Raw genomic sequence first — 21,591 nt, 5'->3', positions numbered from 1 at the left:
CGGTGAAGTGCGAGCCGACCGAGATCAGCTTCGTGCGCGCCTTCCACGTCATCCAGTACGAATTGCACTGGGCCGCCGTCACCCGTGCGCAAGGCAAACTCCCAGCCCTGCTGCAACGTCTGCGCCAGCGCCTCGTTGCACTCCTCAAAGAAGAACGGCCCGGTCGAAAATTCGAGCGGGCCGTGAAGGCTGTACCGAAACGTTATGCCGTCCGCGTCCTTAAAAAGGACCTTAACTGAACGGCATTAGCCCCCGGCGCGGTTTTTTTATGCGCTTCATGCGCATTCCAGGCTGCGGAAACGGTTCCATCGAAACAGCGCAATCCCCCGCCCCGTGGGGTTTCCAGCCCGCGCCCCGAATTCCCGCGGGTGCCGATGTTTGCGCGATCTTCCGTTATCGTGCTACCATGTGGCCTCGTTCAACAGGCATTAGCCATCAATTGCATTTGGCACGGCGCCCCAAAACGCCATCATCCCGAATGCGCATATGACAAAAGGAACGCTCCGCCACGCGGGCTTCTTTTTCGTTTCAGCGGCGCTTTGACCAGGGCAACCCCAGGCACCTCGTGCCGGTCCAGCGTCCTCATGCGACCTGCCCCCCATCTACGGCCACGCAGGCGCAACGTTAAACACAATTTGTCCGAGTGTCGTTTCGCGACACTTCAGCATTGCTTTCGTGCGCCGCTCGCCTTGTGCGATGCACCTTCGGCCCGCCCTCGTCTCTGACGCAACGTGGCGTGCCGTGCGCGAAATGTCGCCGCTATCGCGAAACGGTACTCTCCGGCAACCGTGGCGGGCCCTCGTGGGTTCGTCGCAGTCATTGGAGATGCAGACCTTGACCGCTTCCGCTTCCCGCGCGTCGGCCCAGACCGACCTTACCCTCGACGACATCACGATCGTCGATAAAAGCCTCCTCAAACGCGCCGTCGGCGCCATGGCGCTCGGCAACGCCATGGAATGGTTCGACTTCGGCGTGTACAGCTACATCGCCGTCACGCTCGGCCAGGTGTTTTTCCCGTCGAGCAACCCTTCGGCGCAGCTCATCGCCACGTTTGGCACGTTCGCGGCCGCGTTCCTCGTGCGCCCGATCGGCGGCATGGTGTTCGGGCCGCTCGGCGACCGCATCGGCCGCCAGCGCGTGCTCGCGATGACGATGATCATGATGGCCTGCGGCACCTTCGCCATCGGCCTGATTCCCTCGTACAAGTCGATCGGCATTGCCGCGCCGGCGCTGCTGCTCGTGGCGCGCCTGGTTCAGGGCTTCTCGACCGGCGGCGAATACGGCGGCGCGGCGACCTTCATCGCCGAATTCGCCACCGACAAGCGCCGCGGCTTCATGGGCAGCTTCCTCGAGTTCGGCACGCTGATCGGCTACGTGTTCGGCGCGGGCACGGTCGCCGTGCTGACCGCCGTGCTCTCGCACCAGCAACTGCTCGACTGGGGCTGGCGCGTGCCGTTCATGATCGCGGGTCCGCTCGGCCTCGTGGGTCTCTATATCCGCATGAAGCTCGAGGAAACGCCCGCGTTCAAGCGCGAAGCGGAACTGCGCGAAGCCGAAGAGCACACGCGCCCCAAGCTCACGCTGCATTCGCTCCTCACGCAGCATCTGCGCCCCTTCCTGCTGTGCGTGGGTCTCGTGCTGATCTTCAACGTGACCGACTACATGGCGCTGTCGTACCTGCCGAGCTACCTCTCGGCGACGCTGCACTTCAACGAGACGCACGGCCTCTTCCTCGTGCTGATCGTGATGGTGCTGATGATGCCGATGACGCTCGCGTTCGGCCGCCTGTCCGACGCCGTGGGCCGCAAGCCCGTGATGCTCGCGGGCTGCGTGGGCCTGATCCTGCTGTCGATCCCGTCGCTTACGCTGATCCAGACGGGCGCGCTCGTGCCGGTGTTTTTCGGTCTCCTGATTCTCGGCGCGCTGCTCTCGTGCTTCACGGGCGTGATGCCCTCGGCGCTGCCGGCGCTGTTCCCGACCGCGATCCGCTATGGCGCGCTCGCCATCGGCTTCAACGTCTCGGTATCGCTGTTCGGGGGCACCACGCCGCTCGTGGCGGCATGGCTCGTCGAGCACACGCAGAACCTCATGATGCCCGCGTACTACCTGATGGGCGCGGCGGTGATCGGCATCGTCTCGGTGCTGGCGCTGCACGAAACGGCGCGCCGCCCGCTGCCGGGCTCGGCGCCGAGCGTGAGCACCAGGGCGGAAGCGCACGCGGTGCTGCGCGGGGTGCGTCTCGCGCGCGAGCTCGACGAGGAATACGCCGTCGCCAACGCCGTGCGCGCCTGATAGGCCTCATTCGAACGCAAAAGGCCAGCTTCGTGCTGGCCTTTTTTCTTGCGCGCTCGCTTGGGACTATTCGACGAGATTGACGTGCTCGATCTTGAGTTCGCCCCTGCTGCCGATCGTCAGCATCGCCGCCGAGATCGGCAACCTGAAGCGGCGCGGCCCCGCGCTGCCGGGGTTCACATACAGCACGCCCTCGCGCGTTTCGAGCATGGGCTTGTGCGAATGGCCGCTCACGACCACGGCGATGCCATCCGCTGCGGGATCGCCCCGCAGGTCCGGCAGCTCGTGGACCACCGCAAGCCGGACCCCACCGAGCGCAACGGTGGTCTGCACCGGCAACGCCTCGGCCCACGCGCCACGATCGTTGTTGCCGCGCACGGCGGTGAGCGGCGCAATGGCCGCGAGCGTGTCGAGCACGCGTTGATCGCAGACGTCGCCCGCATGCACGATGGCATCCGCGCCCTCGACGAAGGCGAGCAGCTCCGGACGCAGCAGATTGTGCGTGTCGGAAACCAGGGCGATACGTAGCAGGTGTCGCGGATGTTTCGCGGACATGACGTTGCACTTCGGTTGAATTCTGCCGATTATCGCCGCGCTCATGCGTCGCCGTCGCCTTCCTCAGGCGCTGCGCCGACGTACACCGCGAGCCACACGCTCGGCACCGTCGGATCGGTCCACGACACGCGATGACGGCAGTGCGCCGGGATGCGCACATAGTCGCCGGGCAGCAGGCGTCGCGGCGGCTCTGCCGGGTTCTCGAATTCCAGCGTCGCCGCGCCGGCGAGCAGCGCCACCCATTCCTCGCGCGCATCGTCGTACCAGAACCCCGGCGGGCTCGCCTGGCCCGTGGAGACGATGCGCTCGATCCGCACCCCCTCGCGCGAAACGAGCGTATCGAAGCGCTCTTCATTGGCGTCGCGGTCGATGCCTGCGAAAAGATTGCCGAATGCGGCGGTGTCCGGTTGGTTCATGCCAATGTGCTCATTCGAGAGGTTTCAGGCCGTCGAGCAAGGTCGGCACCAGCTCACTCACAGTCGGGTGGATGTGCATCGCGTATTGCAGCGTCGTGTACGGCGCGTCGGCCGTCATCGTGTCGATGAACGTGTGGATCGCCTCGTCGCCCTCGATACCGAAGATCGCCGCGCCGAGGATACGTTGCGTTTGCGGGTCCACCAGCGCCTTCATGAAGCCGTCCGTCTCGCCGCGCTCGCGAGCGCGGCCCACGCGCGACATCGGCAGGGTGGCGATGAGCGCGGGTTTGCCGCGCTCGCGCACCTCGCGCTCGCTCATGCCGACGCGCGCGAGCGGCGGGTCGACGAACACCGCGTATGCGGGAATGCGTGTGTCGGCGCTGCGCATTTTGCCGTCCAGCAGATTCGCCGCGACGATCTGAAAGTCGTCGTATGACGTGTGCGTGAACGCGCCGCGGCCATTCACGTCGCCGAGCGCCCAGATGCCATCTACGCGTGTGCGCAACTGGCCGTCCACGGCGATGAGCCCGTGGGCGTCGCGCTCGATGCCCGCCGCGTCCAGCCCCAGATCGTCAGTGTTAGGCAGGCGCCCAGTCGCGAAGAGCAGATGCGAAACGTCGAGCGAACCACTGTCGAGCGCGATGCGCACGCCAGCCTGGCCATCCAGCGGCGCAACGCTGCGCGGCTCTGCGCCGAAGCGAAAATCCACGCCTTCACGCGCGAGCACGTCCTGGACCGCGCGCGAATAATCCTCGTCCTCGCGTGCGAGGACACGCTGCCCGCGCACGAGCACCGTCACGCGGCTGCCGAAGCGGCGGAACATCTGCGCGAATTCGAGCGCCACGTAGCTGCCGCCGCAGATCGCCAGATGCTCGGGCAGTTGCGCGAGCGCGAGCAGCGTCGAGTTGGTCTCGTAGCGGATCGTGTCTACGCCGGGAATGGCAGGAATGAGCGCGCGCGTGCCCGTATTGATGAAGATTTCGGGCGCTTCGAGATCGGCCTGCGCGCCGTCGTGCGCAGCCACGCGCACCGTGTGGGCGCCCGTGAAGCGCGCGTGACCCTTGAACACGGCGACGTTCGGCGCATGGCGCAGCCACTGCTCGACGCCGTCGCGCGACGCCCCGATGATGCGCTCCTTGCGCGCCTTCACGAACGCGAGATCGACGCGCACGTCGCCGGACTTCGGCGTGCCGATCTGCACGCCGAAGTCCGCCGCGTGGCGCGCAACGTGGGCGGCACGTGCGCAGGCGACGTAGGCCTTGGTCGGCGTGCAGCCGACGTTCACGCAGGTCCCGCCGAATGACGCGCGCTCGATCACCGCGGTCTTGCGGCCGCTCTTGCCAAGCCGCACCGCGAGAGGCGGGCCGCTCTGCCCCGTGCCGATCACGATCGCATCGAAACGCTGTGCCATGCCGCTCTCCTTTGCCGTTGACGCGAGTTGAGCCGCGAGTCGCGAAAGGCGGCCGATCGCGCCATCTTACGCGCGACGACTAGCCACCGCCCGCAGCGTGATTCTGCGAATCGGGTAGGCATCGGCATGTATTGCGAAGGGGAACGCAGGGCAAAAAAGAGCCGCCTCGCACGTCGAGGCGGCTCACAGGGTGACGTCGCAACAGCAAACGGGCGAAGCCGCTGCGCGTCAGGGGGATCGGCGAACGCCGGGCGCGCTTCTCGTCGGTCGTTCGGTGAATCGCTGACTGGAGATTCAGTCGTTAAAGTTTTGGCAAGCTCAGTGCGCGTGCAATCAGCACGCCATCAGTGCACACAATCGGTGGATGCACATTCTCCGTGGCCGGCGTTCCAGAGTTCGCGCGAGCGCAGGAATGCGGCGCGCGCGCCGCGCGTCGCCATCATCAGGCCGACTTGCCCCATGTTGAAGTCGTGCGACACCATCAGCTGCATAAGGTCCACCATCGGCAGGACCAATGCTGGCTGATACAACTGTCGTTCGATAAAGGATTTCATGACCGCTCCCGCCGCATGCCCTGCGTCCTCCTGACGCAAGGTCATTCGATGTTGTGATTGTAGGAATGCAGCGGGCGCGGATAAATGGGCCGCCCGCGAAGTCACTTGTCGAAAATCGCAAACAATCGACCGGAATGCGGAGGCACGGCGTCGGCGAGCCCGCCGCGCCGGCCGGGCATCGCGCGCGGCCGCGCCACGCGGTCTTTGCGCGCATGCCGGCCATGCGGACGCGCTTCAGTCGAGGGGCGTGGCAACGAATTCCGGCAGTGTCTCGGCGCGGGCGGACAGCGCGGCAATCGCCGGATATCGGGCGGGTTCAGCGCAGCCGGGCAGCATGTACTGGTTGAAACGCCATGCAACGGCCGCGGTAATGTCGGCCTGCGTGATGCGGCCCGCGCACAGCCAGCCGTCGCGGCCCGCGACGAGCTGGTCGAGAACCGCCCAAGCCGCGTGCATCTGCGCGTTCACACGGTCGAACCACGGCTCGTGCTGGCGCTCGGCGGGGCGCAACTGGCGCTCATAGACCTGCTGCACTGTCTTTTCCATGGCCGCGAGCGCGAAACCGTTCACGCGCAGCGCGAAAGTCCGCTCCTGCGTCTCCTCCGGCATGAGCCGCCGCGCGGCAGGTACTTTGCGGTCCAGGTAGTCGAGGATCAGTGTCGAGTCGATTAACTGGGTGCCATCGTCGTCGATGAAGGTCGGCGCCTTGACGACGGGATTAATCTGAGCAAATTCGTCGTACTGCCGAAAAACTGAAATGCTGCGGTGCTCGAACTCGAGCCCGAGCACATGGAGCGAAATCGCGACGCGGCGCACATAGGGGAGTCCATCATGCCGATCAACTGCATGGGTTCACCTCGAACAGTAAAAAGGAAAAGGGGATCGGACGTCGATCTTGCAGGAAGCCCCATCGCATTTCAACCCACGTTGAGCCGACACGGATTGGCGCCTCGCCAAGGCGGCGCGTTGTGCAAAAACACACCGTGTCGATGTGCCGCTTCGGGCTCGCCGCACAAGAGGGCTACATTTGTTAGCAGACGTCGAATCTGACGCAACGCGGCATTGTTGCGACGCAGCGCCTCACGCCGCCTACTGGCGCGTTTTTACCGTGCCGCGCTGGTCAAGGCGTAGCGGTGCGCGAGTCGGAGCGAAGGAGGCCGAAGCATTACGCAGATCGCATGAAAGCGCGTTTTTGCGTGCCACAGGTGCTGCAGTGCATCGCCGGGAAACTCCTGGCTTCGGACGCCGAGCGGCTGAGATAGTCTCAATGCACAAGGAGACGAAATCATGAGACAAGCATTCAATGTTGGTGTTGTCATCGTCCTCGCACTCCTCCTCGCGAATCGTGCCATGACACGTGTGCAGGCTCACGAGGCTGGCTCGCTTACCTGTGCCCAGGGCTCCGCACTCGTCAAGGCCGAAGCGCTCGTGCGCGGATTCGGCGAACGCGGCGCGAGCGCCCAGAGCGAAAACTTCCTCTCTTCCTGTCTCGTTTCGGGCCAGGGTCAAATCGGCGACCTGATCGCCCACGACTGAGCGCCCTGCTCGCCGTTTAACGGCGCGACGCGCGGTGCCAGGCTCGCTCACGGTCCCCTCCGGCCGGAGTGCGTACATCACGAACCGCGCAAGCCGTTCACCAATCCGCTGGGCAGGGTCCCACGCCCGCCGCTGCGCAACTCTATGCCCGCGGCCGCGCCAATTACCGGCCCGGTGCCAACGCCTGGCTGTCCGACACACCCGCCCTTGACCTCCGAGCTACGACAGCCGCCGACTTGGGCGTTGATACCCGTGGATTCACGCGAAACCGCGCCGCCCGAAGTCGATCCCCGCCGAGGACGGCTCAGCCGCTCCCGTTCGCTGACGCCGGCGTCGACGCAGTCGTCTGCGCGCGGGCGTTCGACTGCGTCAAGCAAGCCCGGCGCACCGGGGCACATCGCTGTGGGTTGCCAGTTGCCAATTCCCCGGGTTGGCGGCGAGAATGCTCGCGGACCACGGAGAATCTATGAAAGGTTGCATCCTGTTGTTTGGAGTCAGCATGCTGGCGGCGTGCACATCGGTGACGGCCGTCAATTCGAGACAGGATGGGCATCTCACCGTCACGAGCCGCGCGCGCTGGGATCTGGTTTCGTGGAACCATGTGCGCGCAGTCGGGCTCACCGAAGCCGAAGACTACTGCGAAAAACGGAAGAAGCAGTTACACACAGTCGAGATCCACAGCGAAGGCGTGCGCGGGGTGACGTCCCAGACAGTAGAGGTAATCTTCGACTGCATCTGATGGCGATCGTACAGTCTTCTCCCGCTTGCCCGTCAAACGGGGGTTGCAGCGCGTTAGCGCGCTGTTGCAGGGCAGATTGCTCGAGATAGCGCAATAGTTTGTTGTCGTTCACCCTGATACCCAAATCGCATGACCGGGCTAAACTGACGATACATTTTGTTACGTCTAGGGCCGAGTCATGTTGACCGCATTCTTCATCGCCTGCCCCTTTGGCATCGCGGCATTGTTCGGATTCGCAAGGCTGATCAACCCTCTCACCGGGAAGATCGGTAGTCGTTGAGTGCGCAAGCGCCTTGTTGCCGCGCAGCGCCCGACTGATCCTCGCGCCGCCATTCTGCGCGGCTGCAGCGGGTTTTCCCGCCCTCTCCCGTTTTTCCTTAGCCAGATCGCTTCGTGCGCCCGCGCGGAGTTAGCCGCGCAAATAAAAAACCCGCGAAGCGTCAAGCCATCGCGGGTTTCCGGAATCCAGCGGAATCCGTTGGAACATCCACTGGAGCAACATCTGGTGCCGGGGACCGGACTCGAACCGGCAAGCCGTTAGGCGGCGGATTTTCGTCACACCACGTCTTTCGACGCCTCGCGTCCTGCGTTGGACGCGCGTTCGTGCGCTGGACTATGCCTTCGCCGTCGCTGAGCGCCGCGTAATATCACGCCGCGCATGGCCTTAGGCGCCCCCCGTCTAGTCTCTACACCTTCCTGACCGCCGTTTTGCGCGGCAGCCGGCTTGGCTCGGCGTTGCCTCGGCGCCTGCGCAACGCGCTTCCAGGCCCAGGGGGTTCGCCGAATTTGAGGGGTTCTGCACCGGCCGTTTCCGGTCGGGCACTCAATCGTCTTTTAAGTCCGCTATGTTTACCAATTTCATCACCCCGGCAGGGCGGACGCGATTCTACCATTGCCCGCCACGCGTCCAAAAGGCGCGACGGGGGACCGCACGCGTCATCTGCCGGTCATACGCATTTTTCATAATCGGCCCCATCGAAAACGTTTACAAACGACGCCGGGGCCGCTCGCATGACGCCAACCATCAAGGATGTCGCCGCACACGCCGGATTCTCGATCGCCACCGTGTCGCGCGCGATCAATGCGCCTCACACCGTCAACCCCGTCACGCTCGCGCGGGTGCGCGAAGCGATCGACGCGCTGAAGTTTCGCCCGAGCCCGCTCGGCCGCCAGTTGCGCGGCGAGCGCACGCGTCTGATCGGCGTAGTGCTGCCCACGCTCGCCAATCCGGTGTTCGCGGAATGCCTGCAGGGGATCGACGAACTCGCCGCGGCGCAGGGTTTTCGGCTCATGCTGATGACCACGCAGTACGACGCCGATCGCGAGCGTCACGCGATCGAGACGTTGCGCGCGCAACGTGTCGAAGGCCTGATCCTGACCGTCGCCGACGCCGACACGCACCCCCTGCTCGACGAACTCGACGCTGACGGCCCGCTCTACGTGCTGATGCACAACGACACCAAGCGCCGCCCTTCGGTGTCGGTGGACAACCACCAGGCCGCCTGCGACGGCGTGCGCATGCTCATCGCGCACGGCCATCGCCGCATCCTCATGCTGGCCGGCACGCTGGCCGCCTCTGACCGCGCGCGCCAGCGCCATGCCGGCTACGCCCTCGCGATGCAGCAGGCCGGCCTCACACCCGCGCCGGCCCTCGAAATCGATTTCAACGCGCAGGAACTCGCGCCTTCGGTGCTCGCGCATCTGACGAGCGGGCCCGCGCGCCCCACGGCCCTGTTCTGCAGTAACGACCTGCTGGCGATGGTCGTGATGCGCGGACTGCGCCGCGCCCGTCTGCGCGTGCCGCAGGACATGTCGATTCTCGGCTTCGACGGCCTCGCAATGGGCGAACTGCTCGCGCCGCCGCTCGCGAGCATCGGCACACCGAACCGCGACATTGGCCGCGAAGCGTGGCAATGCCTGATGGCGCGCATCGGCGGCCAGTACGGGGGGCCGCTCGCCAATACGCTGCCGCACACCTTGCGCGCGGGCGGCACCATCGCGGCGATCGCGCATGCGCCGCTCGGCGCCCTTGGGAGCGCGATCGATCGCGGCCTCGAACTCGGCGGCGCGCGCTCGTGAGTCCGTGGCAGCTCTGAAGAACAAACCGAACCAGCCAGACAATCCGGGCCGTGCACGCACGCGGCCCTTATCCACCAGACGCTCTCGCAACCGACCTGGAGACCTGCCGTGACCAGCCTATTCGCCTTTGCCGGCCCGCTTTCGCTTGCCCCCGTGCGCGCCGCCCTGCGCGCGCTAGCCGCGCCCGTGCGGCGCCTGACCCGCTTGCCCCACTTACCCCGCTTACCCCGCTTCTCCCGTGCGCTGCCGCTCGCCGCGAGCGCCGCCGCCCTCGTCGCCGGTCTCGCCGGGCCGCTTGCGGCGCAGGCCGATCAGACCGCGATCTGCTACAACTGCCCGCCCGAATGGGCCGACTGGGCGAGCCAGATTCAGGCAATCCAGAAAGACACCGGCATTCGCGTGCCGTTCGACAACAAGAACTCCGGCCAATCCATCGCCCAACTGATGGCCGAGCAGAAGAGCCCGGTGGCCGACGTCGTCTACCTCGGCGTGTCATCGGCGTTCCAGGCGAAGGACAAGGGCGTGATCACGCCGTACAAGCCCGCGCACTGGAACGACATTCCCGCCGACCTGAAGGACCCTCAAGGCTACTGGTTCGCCATCCACTCGGGCACGCTCGGCTTCTTCGTCAACAAGGACGCGCTCGAAGGCAAACCGGTGCCGCGTTCGTGGGCGGATCTCCTCAAGCCCGAGTACAAGGGCATGGTCGGCTACCTCGATCCGTCGAGCGCCTTCGTGGGTTATGCGGGCGCGGTGGCCGTGAATCTCGCGTTGGGCGGCACGCTCGAGAACTTCCAGCCCGCTTTCGAATGGTTCGGCAAGCTCAAGGCCAACGAGCCGATCGTGCCGAAGCAGACGGCCTACGCACGCGTGCTGTCGGGTGAAATTCCGATCCTGCTCGACTACGACTTCGACGCCTACCGCGCCAAGTACAAGGACCACGCGAACGTCGCGTTCGTGATCCCCAAGGAAGGCACGATTTCGGTGCCCTACGTGATGAGCCTCGTGAAGAACGGCCCGCACGAAGCGAACGGCAAGAAGGTGCTCGACTTCGTGCTCTCCGACGAAGGCCAGAAGCTCTGGGCCAATGCCTACCTGCGCCCGGTGCGCGCAAGCGCGCTCTCGCCGGAAGCGGCTTCGAAGTTCCTGCCCGCGAGCGACTATGCGCGCGCAAAGCCCGTGGACTTCGCGAAGATGGCGGCGCAGCAGCAGGCGTTCGGCGAGCGCTATCTGCAGATCATGCACTGATACCCCAGCCGATCACTTCCATGCATGACCTCACTTTTCCGCTGCGCTGGCGTGTGGCGCTCATCGCGCCCGCGCTAGCGGTGTTTCTCGCTTTCTGGCTGCTGCCGATGATCGCGCTCGTGCAGGTGAGCGCCGACGGGCACTTCGTCGAAACTTATCGCGCACTGCTGACGAACGGCCGTTACATGAGAAGCCTTGGCGCGACCATCGCGCTCTCGGCCGCGGTGACCGCGGCGACGCTCGTTATCTCGACGATCTGCGGTCTTCTGCTCGCGCGGCGCACGTTCGCCGGGCGCCGCGCGCTCGTCGCGTTGCTCACGTTTCCGCTGGCGTTTCCGGGCGTGGTGGTCGGCTTCATGGTGATCATGCTCGCCGGCCGCCAGGGGCTCATCGGCGCGCTTTCGCTGCGGCTCACCGGCGAGCGCTGGGTGTTCGCGTATTCGATGGCAGGACTCTTCGCGGGCTATCTGTATTTTTCGATCCCGCGCGTGATCGTGACGGTGATGGCCTGCGCAAGCCAGCTCGACGGCTCGCTCGAAGAAGCCGCACGGTCGCTTGGCGCGTCGTCGTGGCGTGTGCTGTGCGACGTGATCCTGCCCGCGCTCGCGCCCGGCCTCGTCGCCGCAGGGGCCATCTGCTTCGCGACCGCGATGGGCGCATTCGGCACGGCCTTCACGCTCGCCACCGACATCGACGTCCTGCCGATGACGATCTATACCGAGTTCACGCTCAACGCGAACATGGTCACGGCGGCTGGTCTCTCGATCGTGCTCGGTCTCGTGACGTGGGCGGTGCTCACGCTCGCGCGCAGCGTGACGGGCGCGGCCGTCGCGGCCACGGCATGAGCACGCTGTGGTTTTCGAGGACTCCAGAATGAATACGGTCGTCAATCCCGCCGCAACGGCTGCGCAAGACATGCGCGAAGCGCCCGGCCAGCCGCCCGCCGCGCGGCGGCGCCTGCCGCTCCCCTCAGCGCGTGCATGGATTGCGTGTGTGCAATGGCTCGTCACGCTCGCCACCTGCGCGTTTCTCATCGTGCCCGTGGTGATGTCGATCCTCGCGGGCCTGACCGTCAACTATTTTCGCGGCGTGGCGAGCGGCCTCACGCTGCGCTGGCTCGACCAGGTCTGGACGCAGTATCACTCGAGCGTCTTTCTCTCGCTCGAAGTGGCGGCCGCCACGCTCGTCATCACGCTCGTGACCGGCGTGCCCGCGGGCTATGCGCTCGCGCGCAGCCGCACGCGCCTATCGCGTTTGATCGAGGAATTTCTCGTGCTGCCCGTGGCCCTGCCCGGCCTCGCCTCGGCGCTCGCCCTGCTCGTGGTGTACGGCGGCTTCAGCGCCTTTCGCATGAGCGCGGCGTTCATCGTGGTCGGCCACGTGGTGTTCACCCTGCCGTTCATGGTGCGGCCCGTGGCGGCCGTGTGCGCGTCGCAGGACCTGCGCACGCTCGAGGAAGGCGCGGCGAGCCTCGGTGCGAGCTTCTGGCAGCGCTTCACGACCATCGTGCTGCCCAATGCCCGGCCCGGCATCGTGGCGGGTGCGCTCGCGGTGCTCACGCTCTCCATCGGCGAATTCAACCTCACGTGGATGTTGCACACGCCCGACACCAAAACGCTGCCAGTCGGCCTCGCGGACACCTACGCGTCGCTGCGCATCGAAGTCGGGAGCGCCTACACGATTCTCTTCTTCCTCATGACGATGCCCCTGCTCGTGGCGATGCAATGGCTCGACGTGGACGTGCCCGGCTCCCCAGGAAAGCCAACTGGCAAACAGCGCCTCGCAGGGCAGCAAAAAAACAAGAAGGATTCCGAATGAAACTCGAACCGATCCCGATCACGCTCACGCGCTGCGCGAAGACGTTTCGCGGCACGCGCGTGCTCGAACCGCTCGACCTCGCGATCGGCGCCGGCGAAACGCTCGTCCTGCTCGGCCCTTCGGGCTGCGGCAAGACCACCACGCTGCGCATGATCGCGGGTCTGGAAACGCCCGACGCCGGCGGCCGCGTGGCTTTTGGCGACGAGGACGTGACCGCGCTGCCCATCGAGCGGCGCAAGGTCGGCATGGTGTTCCAGAACTACGCCCTCTTCCCGAACCTCGACGTACGCGGCAACATCGGCTATGGGCTGAAGATCCAGCGCGTTCCCGCTGCCGCCGCGCGCGCACGCGTGGATGAACTGCTCGCGATGATGCGTCTCGAAGCGCACGCGGCCAAGCCGATCAACCAGCTTTCGGGCGGCCAGCGCCAGCGCGTGGCGCTGGCACGCGCGCTTGCGCCCCACCCGCGCGTATTGCTGCTGGACGAGCCGCTCACCGCGCTCGACGCGCGCCTGCGCGACACCTTGCGCAGTGAGATGAACATGCTCTTGCGCGAGCTGGGCGTGACGACGGTGTACGTCACGCACGATCAGGCCGAGGCGATGGAGCTGGGCGATCGCATCGTCGTGATGAGCGCGGGCCGCATCGAGCAGATCGGCACGCCGCGCGAGATCTACTTCCAGCCGGCCAGCCGTGCGGTCGCGCAGTTCGTCGGCACGCTCAACCGGATCGCCGGAGAATGGCAAGGCGGCATGCTGCGCACGAGCGGCGGCGCCGTGCCGGCCAGCGTGGCCCAAACCAGCGGCACCGCCGAACTGTATTTCCGCCCCGAAGACGCAACGCTCGCGGACCCTGTCGGCGCGCAACTGCGCGGCGTGATCGAGCAGGCGACATTTCTCGGCGAGCGCACGCGGCTCACGATCGGCGGAGCGGCGCCCGATGCCCTGCTCGTCGACGTGGCGGGCCGCGTCGAGCTCTCACGCGGCACGCCGGTCGGCATTTCGATCGCCCCTGAAGCGCTCATCGCGCTCGCGTAATTTTTTCTCAATGAGGACTACCATGCTGCTCGCCCAGATCAGCGACCTGCACATCAAGCCACCGGGCGCGCTCGCCTATCGCCGCGTCGATACCGCCGCGAGCCTCGCGCGCACCATCGCGCGATTGAACGCGCTCACGCCGCGCCCCGACGCGGTGCTCATGACGGGCGACCTCGTCGATCAGGGCTCGGTCGAGGAATACCGGCACCTGCGAACGCTGCTCGACACGCTCGAGCTTCCGTACTGGCTCCTGATCGGCAACCACGATGCGCGCGAGCCGCTGCGCGAAGTGTTTGCCGATCGGCCCGAGCTGCGCGAAGGCGGCGAGTTTGTCCAGTACGCCGCGGACCTCGGCCCGTTGCGCGTGATCGCGCTCGACTCCATGCAGCCGGGGCAAAGCGCGGGCACGCTTTGCGCTGCGCGCCTCGCGTGGCTCGCGCAGCAACTCGACGCGGCGCGCGGCAAACCCGTGGTCGTCGCGCTCCATCACCCGCCGTTCGACTGCGGCATCGGCCATATGGATGCGATCCGGCTCGACGACGGCGCCGCGCAGGCGCTCGGAGCGCTCGTGGCGCAGCACCCCAACGTCGAGCGCGTGCTGTGTGGTCACGTGCACCGGCCCATGTTCGTGCGCTTCGGCGGCACGATCGCTGCCGCCGTCCCCGCGCCGGCTCACCAGGTCACGCTCGACCTCGCGCCCGATGCGCCCTCCACCTTCACGCTGGAGCCGCCCGCCTTTGCGCTGCATCGCTACGATCCGCAGGCGGGGATCGTCACGCACCATGGCTATGTCGAGGCATTCGACGGCCCCTATCCGTTTTACGAGCCCTCGGGCGAGCTGATTGCCTGAATGCGCGTCTGGCGGCGCGCTCCCGCGCCGCCAGCGCGATTGTGCGGGCTCCGGTATGATCGGCACGCTCGAAGGCCTGCCTTCCGTATCATCGGGCGCCGCCCGCATTCGCACATGTCCACATCTGATTCCGCAAACGCTGGCGCAAGCCAGTCGCTGCGCGGCCTGTTGCTCCTGCTCGCGACCATCGCTGGCGTCACGGTCGCGAACATCTACTTCAATCAGCCGCTGCTCGACGATTTCCGCCAGAGCTTCCCGTCTGGCGCCGCGTGGATCGGCGCCGTGCCGGCCGGCACCCAGCTCGGCTACGCAGCCGGCATGCTGCTGCTCGCACCGCTCGGCGACCGCTACGACCGCCGCCGCATCATCCTGCTGCAAACCGCCGGCCTGTGCGTCGCGCTGCTCGTCGCGGCCACCGCGCCATCGCTTGCCGTGCTGGTCGGCGCGAGCCTTGCGATCGGCATCCTCGCCACCATCGCGCAGCAGGCCGTGCCGTTTTCCGCGGAACTCGCGCCGCCCGAAGCGCGCGGCCACGCGGTGGGCACAGTGATGAGCGGTCTGTTGCTCGGCATCCTGCTCGCGCGTACGGCGGCCGGTTTCGTCGGGCAGTACTTCGGCTGGCGCGCGGTGTTCGGGGCGTCGATCGTCGCGCTGCTCCTGCTCGCGCTCGTGATCATAAAGAAACTGCCGAGGAGCCAGCCGACCTCGAAGCTCGGCTACGGAAAGCTGCTCGGCTCGATGTGGCATCTCGTGCTGGAGCTGCCTGGACTGCGTGAAGCGTCGGCGACAGGCGCGTGCCTCTTCGCCGCGTTCAGCCTCTTCTGGCCCGTGCTCACGCTGCTGCTCGCGGGCGAGCCGTTCCATCTCGGGCCGCAGGCGGCGGGGCTTTTCGGCATCGTCGGCGCGGCGGGCGCGCTGGCCGCGCCGATGGCGGGCCGCTCAGCCGACAAGCGCGGGCCGCGCGCGGTCATCACGATGTCGATCGTTCTGATGGCGCTCGCCTTCGTCATCTTCGCGCTCTCCGGCACGAGCCTGGTCGGCCTCGTGATCGGCGTGATCGTGCTCGACGTGGGCGTGCAGGCCGCGCAGATCTCGAATCAGTCGCGCATCTACGCGCTGCGCCCCGAGGCGCGTAGCCGCGTGAATACGGTGTTCATGGTCTGCTACTTCATTGGCGGCGCGACCGGTTCTGCCGTGGGCGTGACCGCCTGGCACGCATTCGGCTGGATCGGCGTGTGCGCGGCGGGCATCGCGTTCACGGCGCTCGCGGGCTGGATTCACCATGCAACGCGCCCGCGCATGGGCGCGGGCGCGCAGACCTCCTGAGGGCTAGCGGCAAGCGCTATTTACCCGCATACAGCAAGTCGGTCATATCGTCGGCATGCTCTTCCTCCGTCGCGAGGATTTCCTCGAAGATGCGCCGCGTCGTGGTGTCGTCATTACCGAGATAATTGATGATCGCGCGATAGCTCTCGATTGCGATGCGCTCCGCGATCAGATTCTCGCGGATCATGTCCTTCAGGTCGGCCCCTTCCTTGTATTCAGAGTGCGAGCGCTCGACCAGCGTCGCGGGCGAGAAGTCGGGCTCGCCACCTAGCTGCACGATACGGGCCGCGAGCATGTCGGCGTGCTGCTGCTCCTCGATCGCGTGCTGGAGAAACTCGGCCGCGACCGACTCGGATTCGATGCCCTTCGCCATGAAATGGTGCCGCCTGTAGCGCAGCACGCACACGAGTTCCGTGGCGAGCGAATCGTTGAGCAGCTTGAGCACGGTCTCGCGGTTCGCGGGGTAGTCCGGCGTGACCGGGCCCTGGTCGAGATTGCGGCGCGCTTCATCGCGCACGCGCTTGAGATCGAACTCAAACGAAGCGTGTGTCTTCGACATCTGACTCTCCTTCGAACATGACCTGCATGAATGGGATTGGGTTTTGCATTGCGCGCGTCATCGGTGCATCACGCCTAGCAGCAACGTGACGACGAAGACCACGAGGAAGATGTAGAACAGGATCTTGGCAATTTCGGCCGCGCCCGCAGCGATTCCCGTGAAGCCGAACACGGCGGCGATGATCGCGATGATGAAAAACACGATGGCATAGTGAAGCATGGCGTAGTCCTCCTTGTGGGCGGATGTGCTGCGCTATGTCGCGCCTGCGTCAGCGCTAGCGCAAGCAGCGGGCCCGGTGCCGGCGCACACGCGCACGCATGGCGGCACAAATGACCGGGCACGGGACATGCTGGAGAGTGATTTCCTTTGACACCGTGGAGGACTTCCTCATGAAACGCCTGATTGCACTCTTTCTCGTTACCGCTTCGCTGGCAGCGCTCTCGGCCTGCAACACGATGGCGGGCGCCGGCGAGGACGTTTCCGCAGGCGGCCACGCCCTCACGAACTCGGCGGAAAAGGCGAAATAGTGTCTGGCAAACGGTAAAGGCACCGGGATGACGGCCAGCGCGTGGGCGTAGCTCGTACGTGCGCTGCCGGCATCGATCACCGGGGAACGACGAAGTCGCGGCCGCTGTGCGCCTCAGATGCGCAGCGGCCGCGCGCGCAACGGGTGCGATGACGCGTGGTGCGTCGCGAAGTCAGTCTGAAACTCAGGCAGTGCGGCGGCGGTCGTCGAACAGAAACGACAAACCCACGCTTCCGAGGATCAGCACGGTCGCGACAACGGTTGCGCTCGTGACCGGCTCGCCGAGCAGCAGCGCGCCGAGCGCGACGGCAACAACGGGATTCACGTACATGCAACTGCTCGCGACGAGCGGGCTGGTATGGCGAATCAGGTAGCCATACGCGACATAGGCCGCCATCGTGCCGATGAAGAGCAAGTAGAGGAATGCCAGGAGCGGCAGGAAATGCAGCTCGCCCATGCGTTCGCCGCTGACCCATGCGACCGTCGTCGAAATGGCGCCGCCCAGTCCGATTTGCAGCGCCGTCGCGACGAAGAGATCGGTCGGCAACTTGAGCTTGCCCGCCAGATGCGCGCCGATTGCCCAAAAGAGCGCGCCGCACAGTATCGCGAGGCTGCCGCCCGCCGAGCCGGACGCGGCCCCGCCGTGGCTCAGAATGGCGATGCCGACGAGGCCGAGCGCGACCGCGGCCCATTCGGCCTTCGCCACGCGCCGCCCGCTGACCGCCGAGATTACGGTCGCGAACAGCGGCACCGTGGCGACCATCACGGCCGCTTTGCCTGTGCCCACGGTACGCATGCCGTAGGCGAGCATGCCGCTCGACAGCCCCACCAGCAGCGTGCCCACGACGCCCGCGTTGCGCACTTCGAGTAGCGTAGGCATGGCAGGCCGCCGGCGCATGGCGAAGACGAACAGGCCGATCCCGGCGAGCAGATTGCGCAAGCCGGAGAGCAGGAGCGGCGGGAACGAATCGAGCGCGACCTTCACGCCGAGATACGTCGAGCCCCAGACGAAGTAGACGACGGCGAGCGATAGCGCGACGCGTCCGGCGCGCGATTGCGGCGGCCGCACCGCGCGCACGAAACGCCATAGCGCGGCTGCGGCGTGCTGGGCTCCGGCGAATAAAGATCGAGTGCTCACGCGGGAAGGCAAACGGGGAGGCATCGTTATTTCACCGCGGCGTGTGAAAGGCGGGACCGCGGCGCCCCGGCGGCAAGGCGGCGGGCGGGTAAAGCTCGACGGCATGGTGCGAATGCGCAAGAACGCGAAAGAAAGACAGAGTACGAAGGACACCCAGGGACGGGCGAAGCGCATTATGCAACAACGCGGGGCGTCGCGGATGCTTTCAGGATGCTTTATGCGCGGAGATTCGTTGCGTGCCGGTCACAGTGAAAGCGGCGCCCGCGGGCGGTCGATCGCGCACCATATTGGCATCCAACGGCCGCGTAGCGCCGCGCTGACAAGACCGTGCTAGCATGACACGACCTTTCGCTTGACTTTCGTTATCCAGATTTCATACACGTCGCCCGCCATGTTTCCGCTCGTTTCGCGTCCCGTATTCGCCTTGCCGCCACGCCATGGGCGGGGCGCGCCGGCGCGCGCACGCGCCGAGCGCGAGCGAACGGCGCCGTGGCCTCTCGATACCCTGGCGCGCACCCTGCTTCCGCTCTCCGCCCCGCTCTACGCCGCCCGGCGCCCACACTGAACCTGCCTCCCGCAACCCCTCGGAGCCGTTCGGTCGGGCTCCGGGCCGATTCGTGACGCCCCGTTACCCCCGGCTGCGGCCCGCGCGCGATTGCGCGATTTTCGGCCGCCAGCCCTCGCCGTTACCTCGAAATTTTTTCTGGATCGCAAGGAAAACTGTCATGTCGAAGAAAATCCGTTACTTCACCGAACTCGATGTTGCCCGCCTCGAAAAATGCGCAGCCGAACCCGGCGCCGCCCCAGCGCGACAGGCCATGCTCGACGAGTTGCTCGAACACGCCGTGATCGTGGAGGCGCGCGACATGGCCGCCAACGTCGTCACGATGAACTCGCAGGTCACGCTCGTTGACGAGCGCGACGGCGCATCCCTCACGTACACCGTCGTCTATCCGCACGAGGCGAACGTCGACGCCGGACGCCTGAACGTGTTCTCGCCCGCGGGTCTTGCGCTCCTCGGCGCGAAGCGCGGCAACGCCGTGCGCTTCACGACGCCGGGCGGCGCGGTCGAAACGCTGAAAATCGAACGCATCCTGTTTCAGCCCGAAGCCTCGAAGGATTTCACACTGTAAATTCCGCACACAGGGAACACCCCGCACACCGCGCCTGGCACCTCGGACGCGAGATCGCACTTGCCAGATCGTCGCAGCGCGGTGTATCGTTTGGCCTTGCTTACGCGGGGGTCCTGCGTCATGCGCCGCATCGAACGAAAGTCGTGCAGCGTATTTCGCGGGTGAGAAATACCCTTTGAACCTGATCTGGATAATGCCAGCGCAGGGAAGCGTCCGGACTTCGCAACATCGCTCAGCGCCTCACCTCATCACAGCGAAGTCCGTCCACGTTCCGTCTCGTCTCCTGCTAAGCCGCTGTTCCCACTTTGCTTTGCATGGAGAGAGACGCATGAACGCGAATCCGAAGTTCATTTCTGCCAACGCGCACGTCGACGAAGCCGCGATCGCGCCGCTGCCCAATTCCCGCAAGATCTACGTGAGCGGTTCGCAGCCCGATATCCGCGTGCCGATGCGCGAGATCACGCAGGCCGATACGCCCACGGGCTTCGGCGGCGAGAAGAATCCGCCGATCTACGTCTACGACACCTCGGGCCCGTACACCGACCCCGAAGCGAAGATCGACATTCGCGCAGGCCTGCCCGCGCTGCGTCAGAACTGGATCGAGCAGCGCGGCGATACCGAAGCGCTGCCGGGCCTTTCCTCCGAGTATGGCCGCGAGCGCGCCGCCGATCCCGCGACGGCCGAGCTGCGTTTCCCCGGCCTGCACCGCACGCCGCGCCGCGCGAAGGCCGGCAAGAACGTCACGCAGATGCACTACGCGCGTCAGGGCATCATCACGCCGGAGATGGAGTACATCGCGATTCGCGAGAACCAGCGCCGCGCCGAGTATCTGGAAAGCCTCAAGGCCAGCGGCCCGAACGGCGCGAAGCTCGCTGCGATGATGGGCCGTCAGCATCCGGGCCAGGCGTTCGGCGCAGCCGCCTTCGGCGAGAACGCGCTCCAGGAAATCACGCCCGAATTCGTGCGCGACGAAATCGCCCGCGGCCGCGCGATCATTCCCGCGAACATCAACCACCCGGAAAGCGAGCCGATGATCATCGGCCGCAACTTCCTCGTGAAGATCAACGCGAACATCGGCAATTCGGCGGTCACCTCGTCGATCGGCGAAGAAGTCGACAAGATGACGTGGGCGATCCGCTGGGGCGGCGACACGGTCATGGACCTCTCGACGGGCAAACACATTCACGAAACGCGCGAGTGGATCATCCGCAACTCGCCGGTGCCGATCGGCACGGTGCCCATCTACCAGGCGCTCGAAAAGGTCAACGGCAAGGCTGAAGATCTCACGTGGGAAATGTTCCGCGACACGCTCATCGAGCAGGCTGAGCAGGGCGTGGACTACTTCACGATTCACGCGGGCGTGCGCCTGCAATACGTGCCGCTCACTGCGAACCGCATGACGGGCATCGTCTCGCGCGGCGGCTCGATCATGGCCAAGTGGTGTCTCGCGCATCACAAGGAGTCCTTCATTTATGAGCATTTCGAAGAGATCTGCGAAATCATGAAGGAATATGACGTGAGCTTTTCGCTCGGCGACGGCCTGCGTCCCGGCTCGATCTACGACGCCAATGACGAAGCGCAGCTCGGCGAACTGAAGACGCTTGGCGAGCTCACGCAGATCGCGTGGAAGCACGACGTGCAGGTGATGATCGAAGGCCCGGGCCACGTGCCGATGCAGCTCATCAAGGAGAACATGGATCTCCAGCTCGACTGGTGCAAGGAAGCGCCCTTCTACACGCTCGGGCCGCTCACCACCGACATCGCGCCAGGCTACGACCACATCACCTCGGGCATCGGCGCCGCGATGATCGGATGGTTCGGCACGGCCATGCTCTGCTATGTGACGCCGAAGGAACACCTGGGCCTGCCGAACAAGGACGACGTGAAGGAAGGCATCATCACGTACAAGCTCGCGGCGCACGCGGCCGATCTCGCGAAGGGTCACCCGGGCGCGCAGGTGCGCGACAACGCATTGTCGAAGGCGCGCTTCGAGTTCCGCTGGGAAGACCAGTTCAACCTCGGCCTCGATCCGGACAAGGCGCGCGAATTCCACGACGAAACGCTGCCCAAGGACTCGGCGAAGGTCGCGCACTTCTGCTCGATGTGCGGCCCGCACTTCTGCTCGATGAAGATCACCCAGGACGTGCGCGACTTCGCTGCGAAGCAAGGCGTGAGCGACGACGAGGCCCTCAAGAAGGGCATGGAAGTGAAGGCGGTCGAGTTCATCAAGCAAGGCGCCGAAATCTATCAGCGCCAGTGAGCGCTGACTTCGCGGTGACTCCGGGCTGACTACGCCCCGGCGGGCGCTCGCCGCCCGCCGAAACATTTACTAACGATTCCCACAACTCTCTGACAAGCGCACACACCCGGATAC

At 65.8% G+C, this 21,591-nt stretch carries 20 protein-coding genes, 2 pseudogenes and 1 riboswitch; of the genes and pseudogenes, 14 read left to right on the top strand and 8 right to left on the bottom strand.

From position 1 onward, the window contains the following. Window positions 1-239: pseudogene (locus tag M3I53_RS23380) on the top strand (DDE transposase); the annotation flags it as partial. 586 nt (window positions 240-825) lie between these two features. Continuing rightward, entirely contained in the window at window positions 826-2,292 is a 1,467-nt protein-coding gene (gene proP / locus M3I53_RS23375; RefSeq protein ID WP_254318204.1) for a glycine betaine/L-proline transporter ProP, read from the top strand. 66 nt (window positions 2,293-2,358) lie between these two features. On the opposite strand, the gene M3I53_RS23370 is transcribed toward proP, so the two are convergent. The 5 genes and pseudogenes from M3I53_RS23370 to M3I53_RS23350 form a co-directional block, all read right to left on the bottom strand. Beyond that, window positions 2,359-2,847 carry a metallophosphoesterase gene (locus tag M3I53_RS23370; RefSeq protein ID WP_254318202.1) on the bottom strand — a complete coding sequence of 163 codons (489 nt, stop codon included), beginning with the start codon at window positions 2,845-2,847 and terminating at the stop codon, window positions 2,359-2,361. A 41-nt stretch (window positions 2,848-2,888) separates the two neighbouring features. Then, window positions 2,889-3,263 carry a cupin domain-containing protein gene (locus M3I53_RS23365; RefSeq protein WP_254318201.1) on the bottom strand — a complete coding sequence of 125 codons (375 nt, stop codon included), beginning with the start codon at window positions 3,261-3,263 and terminating at the stop codon, window positions 2,889-2,891. A 10-nt stretch (window positions 3,264-3,273) separates the two neighbouring features. Next, window positions 3,274-4,674: an FAD-containing oxidoreductase gene (locus M3I53_RS23360; protein ID WP_254318200.1), complete on the bottom strand. Its 1,401-nt coding sequence runs from the start codon at window positions 4,672-4,674 to the stop codon at window positions 3,274-3,276. A 344-nt stretch (window positions 4,675-5,018) separates the two neighbouring features. Then, window positions 5,019-5,228: a hypothetical protein gene (locus M3I53_RS23355; RefSeq protein ID WP_254318199.1), complete on the bottom strand. Its 210-nt coding sequence runs from the start codon at window positions 5,226-5,228 to the stop codon at window positions 5,019-5,021. Between the two features lie 234 nt (window positions 5,229-5,462). Then, a pseudogene (locus tag M3I53_RS23350) lies at window positions 5,463-6,076 on the bottom strand (glutathione S-transferase family protein). 439 nt (window positions 6,077-6,515) lie between these two features. On the opposite strand from M3I53_RS23350, the gene M3I53_RS23345 reads away from it, so the two are divergent. The 9 genes from M3I53_RS23345 to M3I53_RS23305 all read left to right on the top strand — a co-directional run bounded on the left by M3I53_RS23345 (window position 6,516) and on the right by M3I53_RS23305 (window position 15,861). Next, window positions 6,516-6,764, top strand: coding sequence for a hypothetical protein (locus tag M3I53_RS23345; RefSeq protein ID WP_254318198.1), 249 nt, complete (start codon window positions 6,516-6,518; stop codon window positions 6,762-6,764). Between the two features lie 466 nt (window positions 6,765-7,230). Continuing rightward, entirely contained in the window at window positions 7,231-7,503 is a 273-nt protein-coding gene (locus M3I53_RS23340; protein WP_254318197.1) for a hypothetical protein, read from the top strand. Between the two features lie 1,011 nt (window positions 7,504-8,514). Next, window positions 8,515-9,582 (top strand): substrate-binding domain-containing protein, encoded by a 1,068-nt coding sequence (locus M3I53_RS23335; protein ID WP_254318196.1) that lies wholly within the window; start codon window positions 8,515-8,517, stop codon window positions 9,580-9,582. A 243-nt stretch (window positions 9,583-9,825) separates the two neighbouring features. Beyond that, a complete protein-coding gene (locus tag M3I53_RS23330; RefSeq protein ID WP_254318213.1) occupies window positions 9,826-10,830 on the top strand; it encodes an ABC transporter substrate-binding protein in 1,005 nt (334 codons plus the stop codon). A gap of 20 nt (window positions 10,831-10,850) precedes the next feature. Continuing rightward, the gene (locus M3I53_RS23325; RefSeq protein ID WP_133181524.1) at window positions 10,851-11,675 is read left to right on the top strand and encodes an ABC transporter permease; all 825 of its coding nucleotides are present in this window, start codon (window positions 10,851-10,853) and stop codon (window positions 11,673-11,675) included. A gap of 70 nt (window positions 11,676-11,745) precedes the next feature. Further along, window positions 11,746-12,648, top strand: coding sequence for an ABC transporter permease (locus M3I53_RS23320; RefSeq protein WP_254318212.1), 903 nt, complete (start codon window positions 11,746-11,748; stop codon window positions 12,646-12,648). Next, a complete protein-coding gene (locus tag M3I53_RS23315) occupies window positions 12,645-13,685 on the top strand; it encodes an ABC transporter ATP-binding protein (protein WP_254318195.1) in 1,041 nt (346 codons plus the stop codon). Before M3I53_RS23320 ends, M3I53_RS23315 begins: the two co-directional genes overlap by 4 nt. A gap of 22 nt (window positions 13,686-13,707) precedes the next feature. Continuing rightward, window positions 13,708-14,535 (top strand): phosphodiesterase, encoded by an 828-nt coding sequence (locus tag M3I53_RS23310; protein ID WP_254318194.1) that lies wholly within the window; start codon window positions 13,708-13,710, stop codon window positions 14,533-14,535. A 114-nt stretch (window positions 14,536-14,649) separates the two neighbouring features. Then, window positions 14,650-15,861, top strand: coding sequence for an MFS transporter (locus tag M3I53_RS23305; RefSeq protein WP_254318193.1), 1,212 nt, complete (start codon window positions 14,650-14,652; stop codon window positions 15,859-15,861). 16 nt (window positions 15,862-15,877) lie between these two features. On the opposite strand, the gene M3I53_RS23300 is transcribed toward M3I53_RS23305, so the two are convergent. Both M3I53_RS23300 and M3I53_RS23295 read right to left on the bottom strand, forming a co-directional pair. Further along, complete coding sequence (locus M3I53_RS23300) at window positions 15,878-16,420, bottom strand: bacterioferritin (protein WP_254318192.1); 543 nt, start codon at window positions 16,418-16,420, stop codon at window positions 15,878-15,880. Between the two features lie 57 nt (window positions 16,421-16,477). Next, on the bottom strand, window positions 16,478-16,639 hold the full coding sequence (locus M3I53_RS23295) for a DUF1328 family protein (RefSeq protein WP_028204224.1): 162 nt from the start codon (window positions 16,637-16,639) through the stop codon (window positions 16,478-16,480). 170 nt (window positions 16,640-16,809) lie between these two features. Between M3I53_RS23295 and M3I53_RS23290 the strand changes: the two genes are divergently transcribed. Next, window positions 16,810-16,947 (top strand): entericidin A/B family lipoprotein, encoded by a 138-nt coding sequence (locus tag M3I53_RS23290; protein ID WP_042264962.1) that lies wholly within the window; start codon window positions 16,810-16,812, stop codon window positions 16,945-16,947. 183 nt (window positions 16,948-17,130) lie between these two features. Here M3I53_RS23290 and M3I53_RS23285 read toward each other — a convergent pair whose 3' ends face one another. Beyond that, window positions 17,131-18,024, bottom strand: coding sequence for an EamA family transporter (locus M3I53_RS23285; RefSeq protein WP_254318211.1), 894 nt, complete (start codon window positions 18,022-18,024; stop codon window positions 17,131-17,133). Between the two features lie 785 nt (window positions 18,025-18,809). Between M3I53_RS23285 and M3I53_RS23280 the strand changes: the two genes are divergently transcribed. Together M3I53_RS23280 and thiC are read left to right on the top strand one after the other, a co-directional pair. Next, window positions 18,810-19,217 (top strand): GreA/GreB family elongation factor, encoded by a 408-nt coding sequence (locus M3I53_RS23280; RefSeq protein ID WP_254318191.1) that lies wholly within the window; start codon window positions 18,810-18,812, stop codon window positions 19,215-19,217. Window positions 19,218-19,313: 96 nt separating this feature from the next. Beyond that, window positions 19,314-19,443: riboswitch (TPP riboswitch) on the top strand. Window positions 19,444-19,545: 102 nt separating this feature from the next. Then, on the top strand, window positions 19,546-21,477 hold the full coding sequence (gene thiC, locus M3I53_RS23275; RefSeq protein WP_254318190.1) for a phosphomethylpyrimidine synthase ThiC: 1,932 nt from the start codon (window positions 19,546-19,548) through the stop codon (window positions 21,475-21,477). The last annotated feature ends 114 nt before the right edge of the window (window positions 21,478-21,591 follow it).

Origin of the sequence: Paraburkholderia sp. CNPSo 3272 (genome assembly GCF_024206495.1) — a bacterium.
Classification (GTDB): domain Bacteria; phylum Pseudomonadota; class Gammaproteobacteria; order Burkholderiales; family Burkholderiaceae; genus Paraburkholderia.
This window is presented reverse-complemented; position numbering and strand designations above follow the sequence as displayed.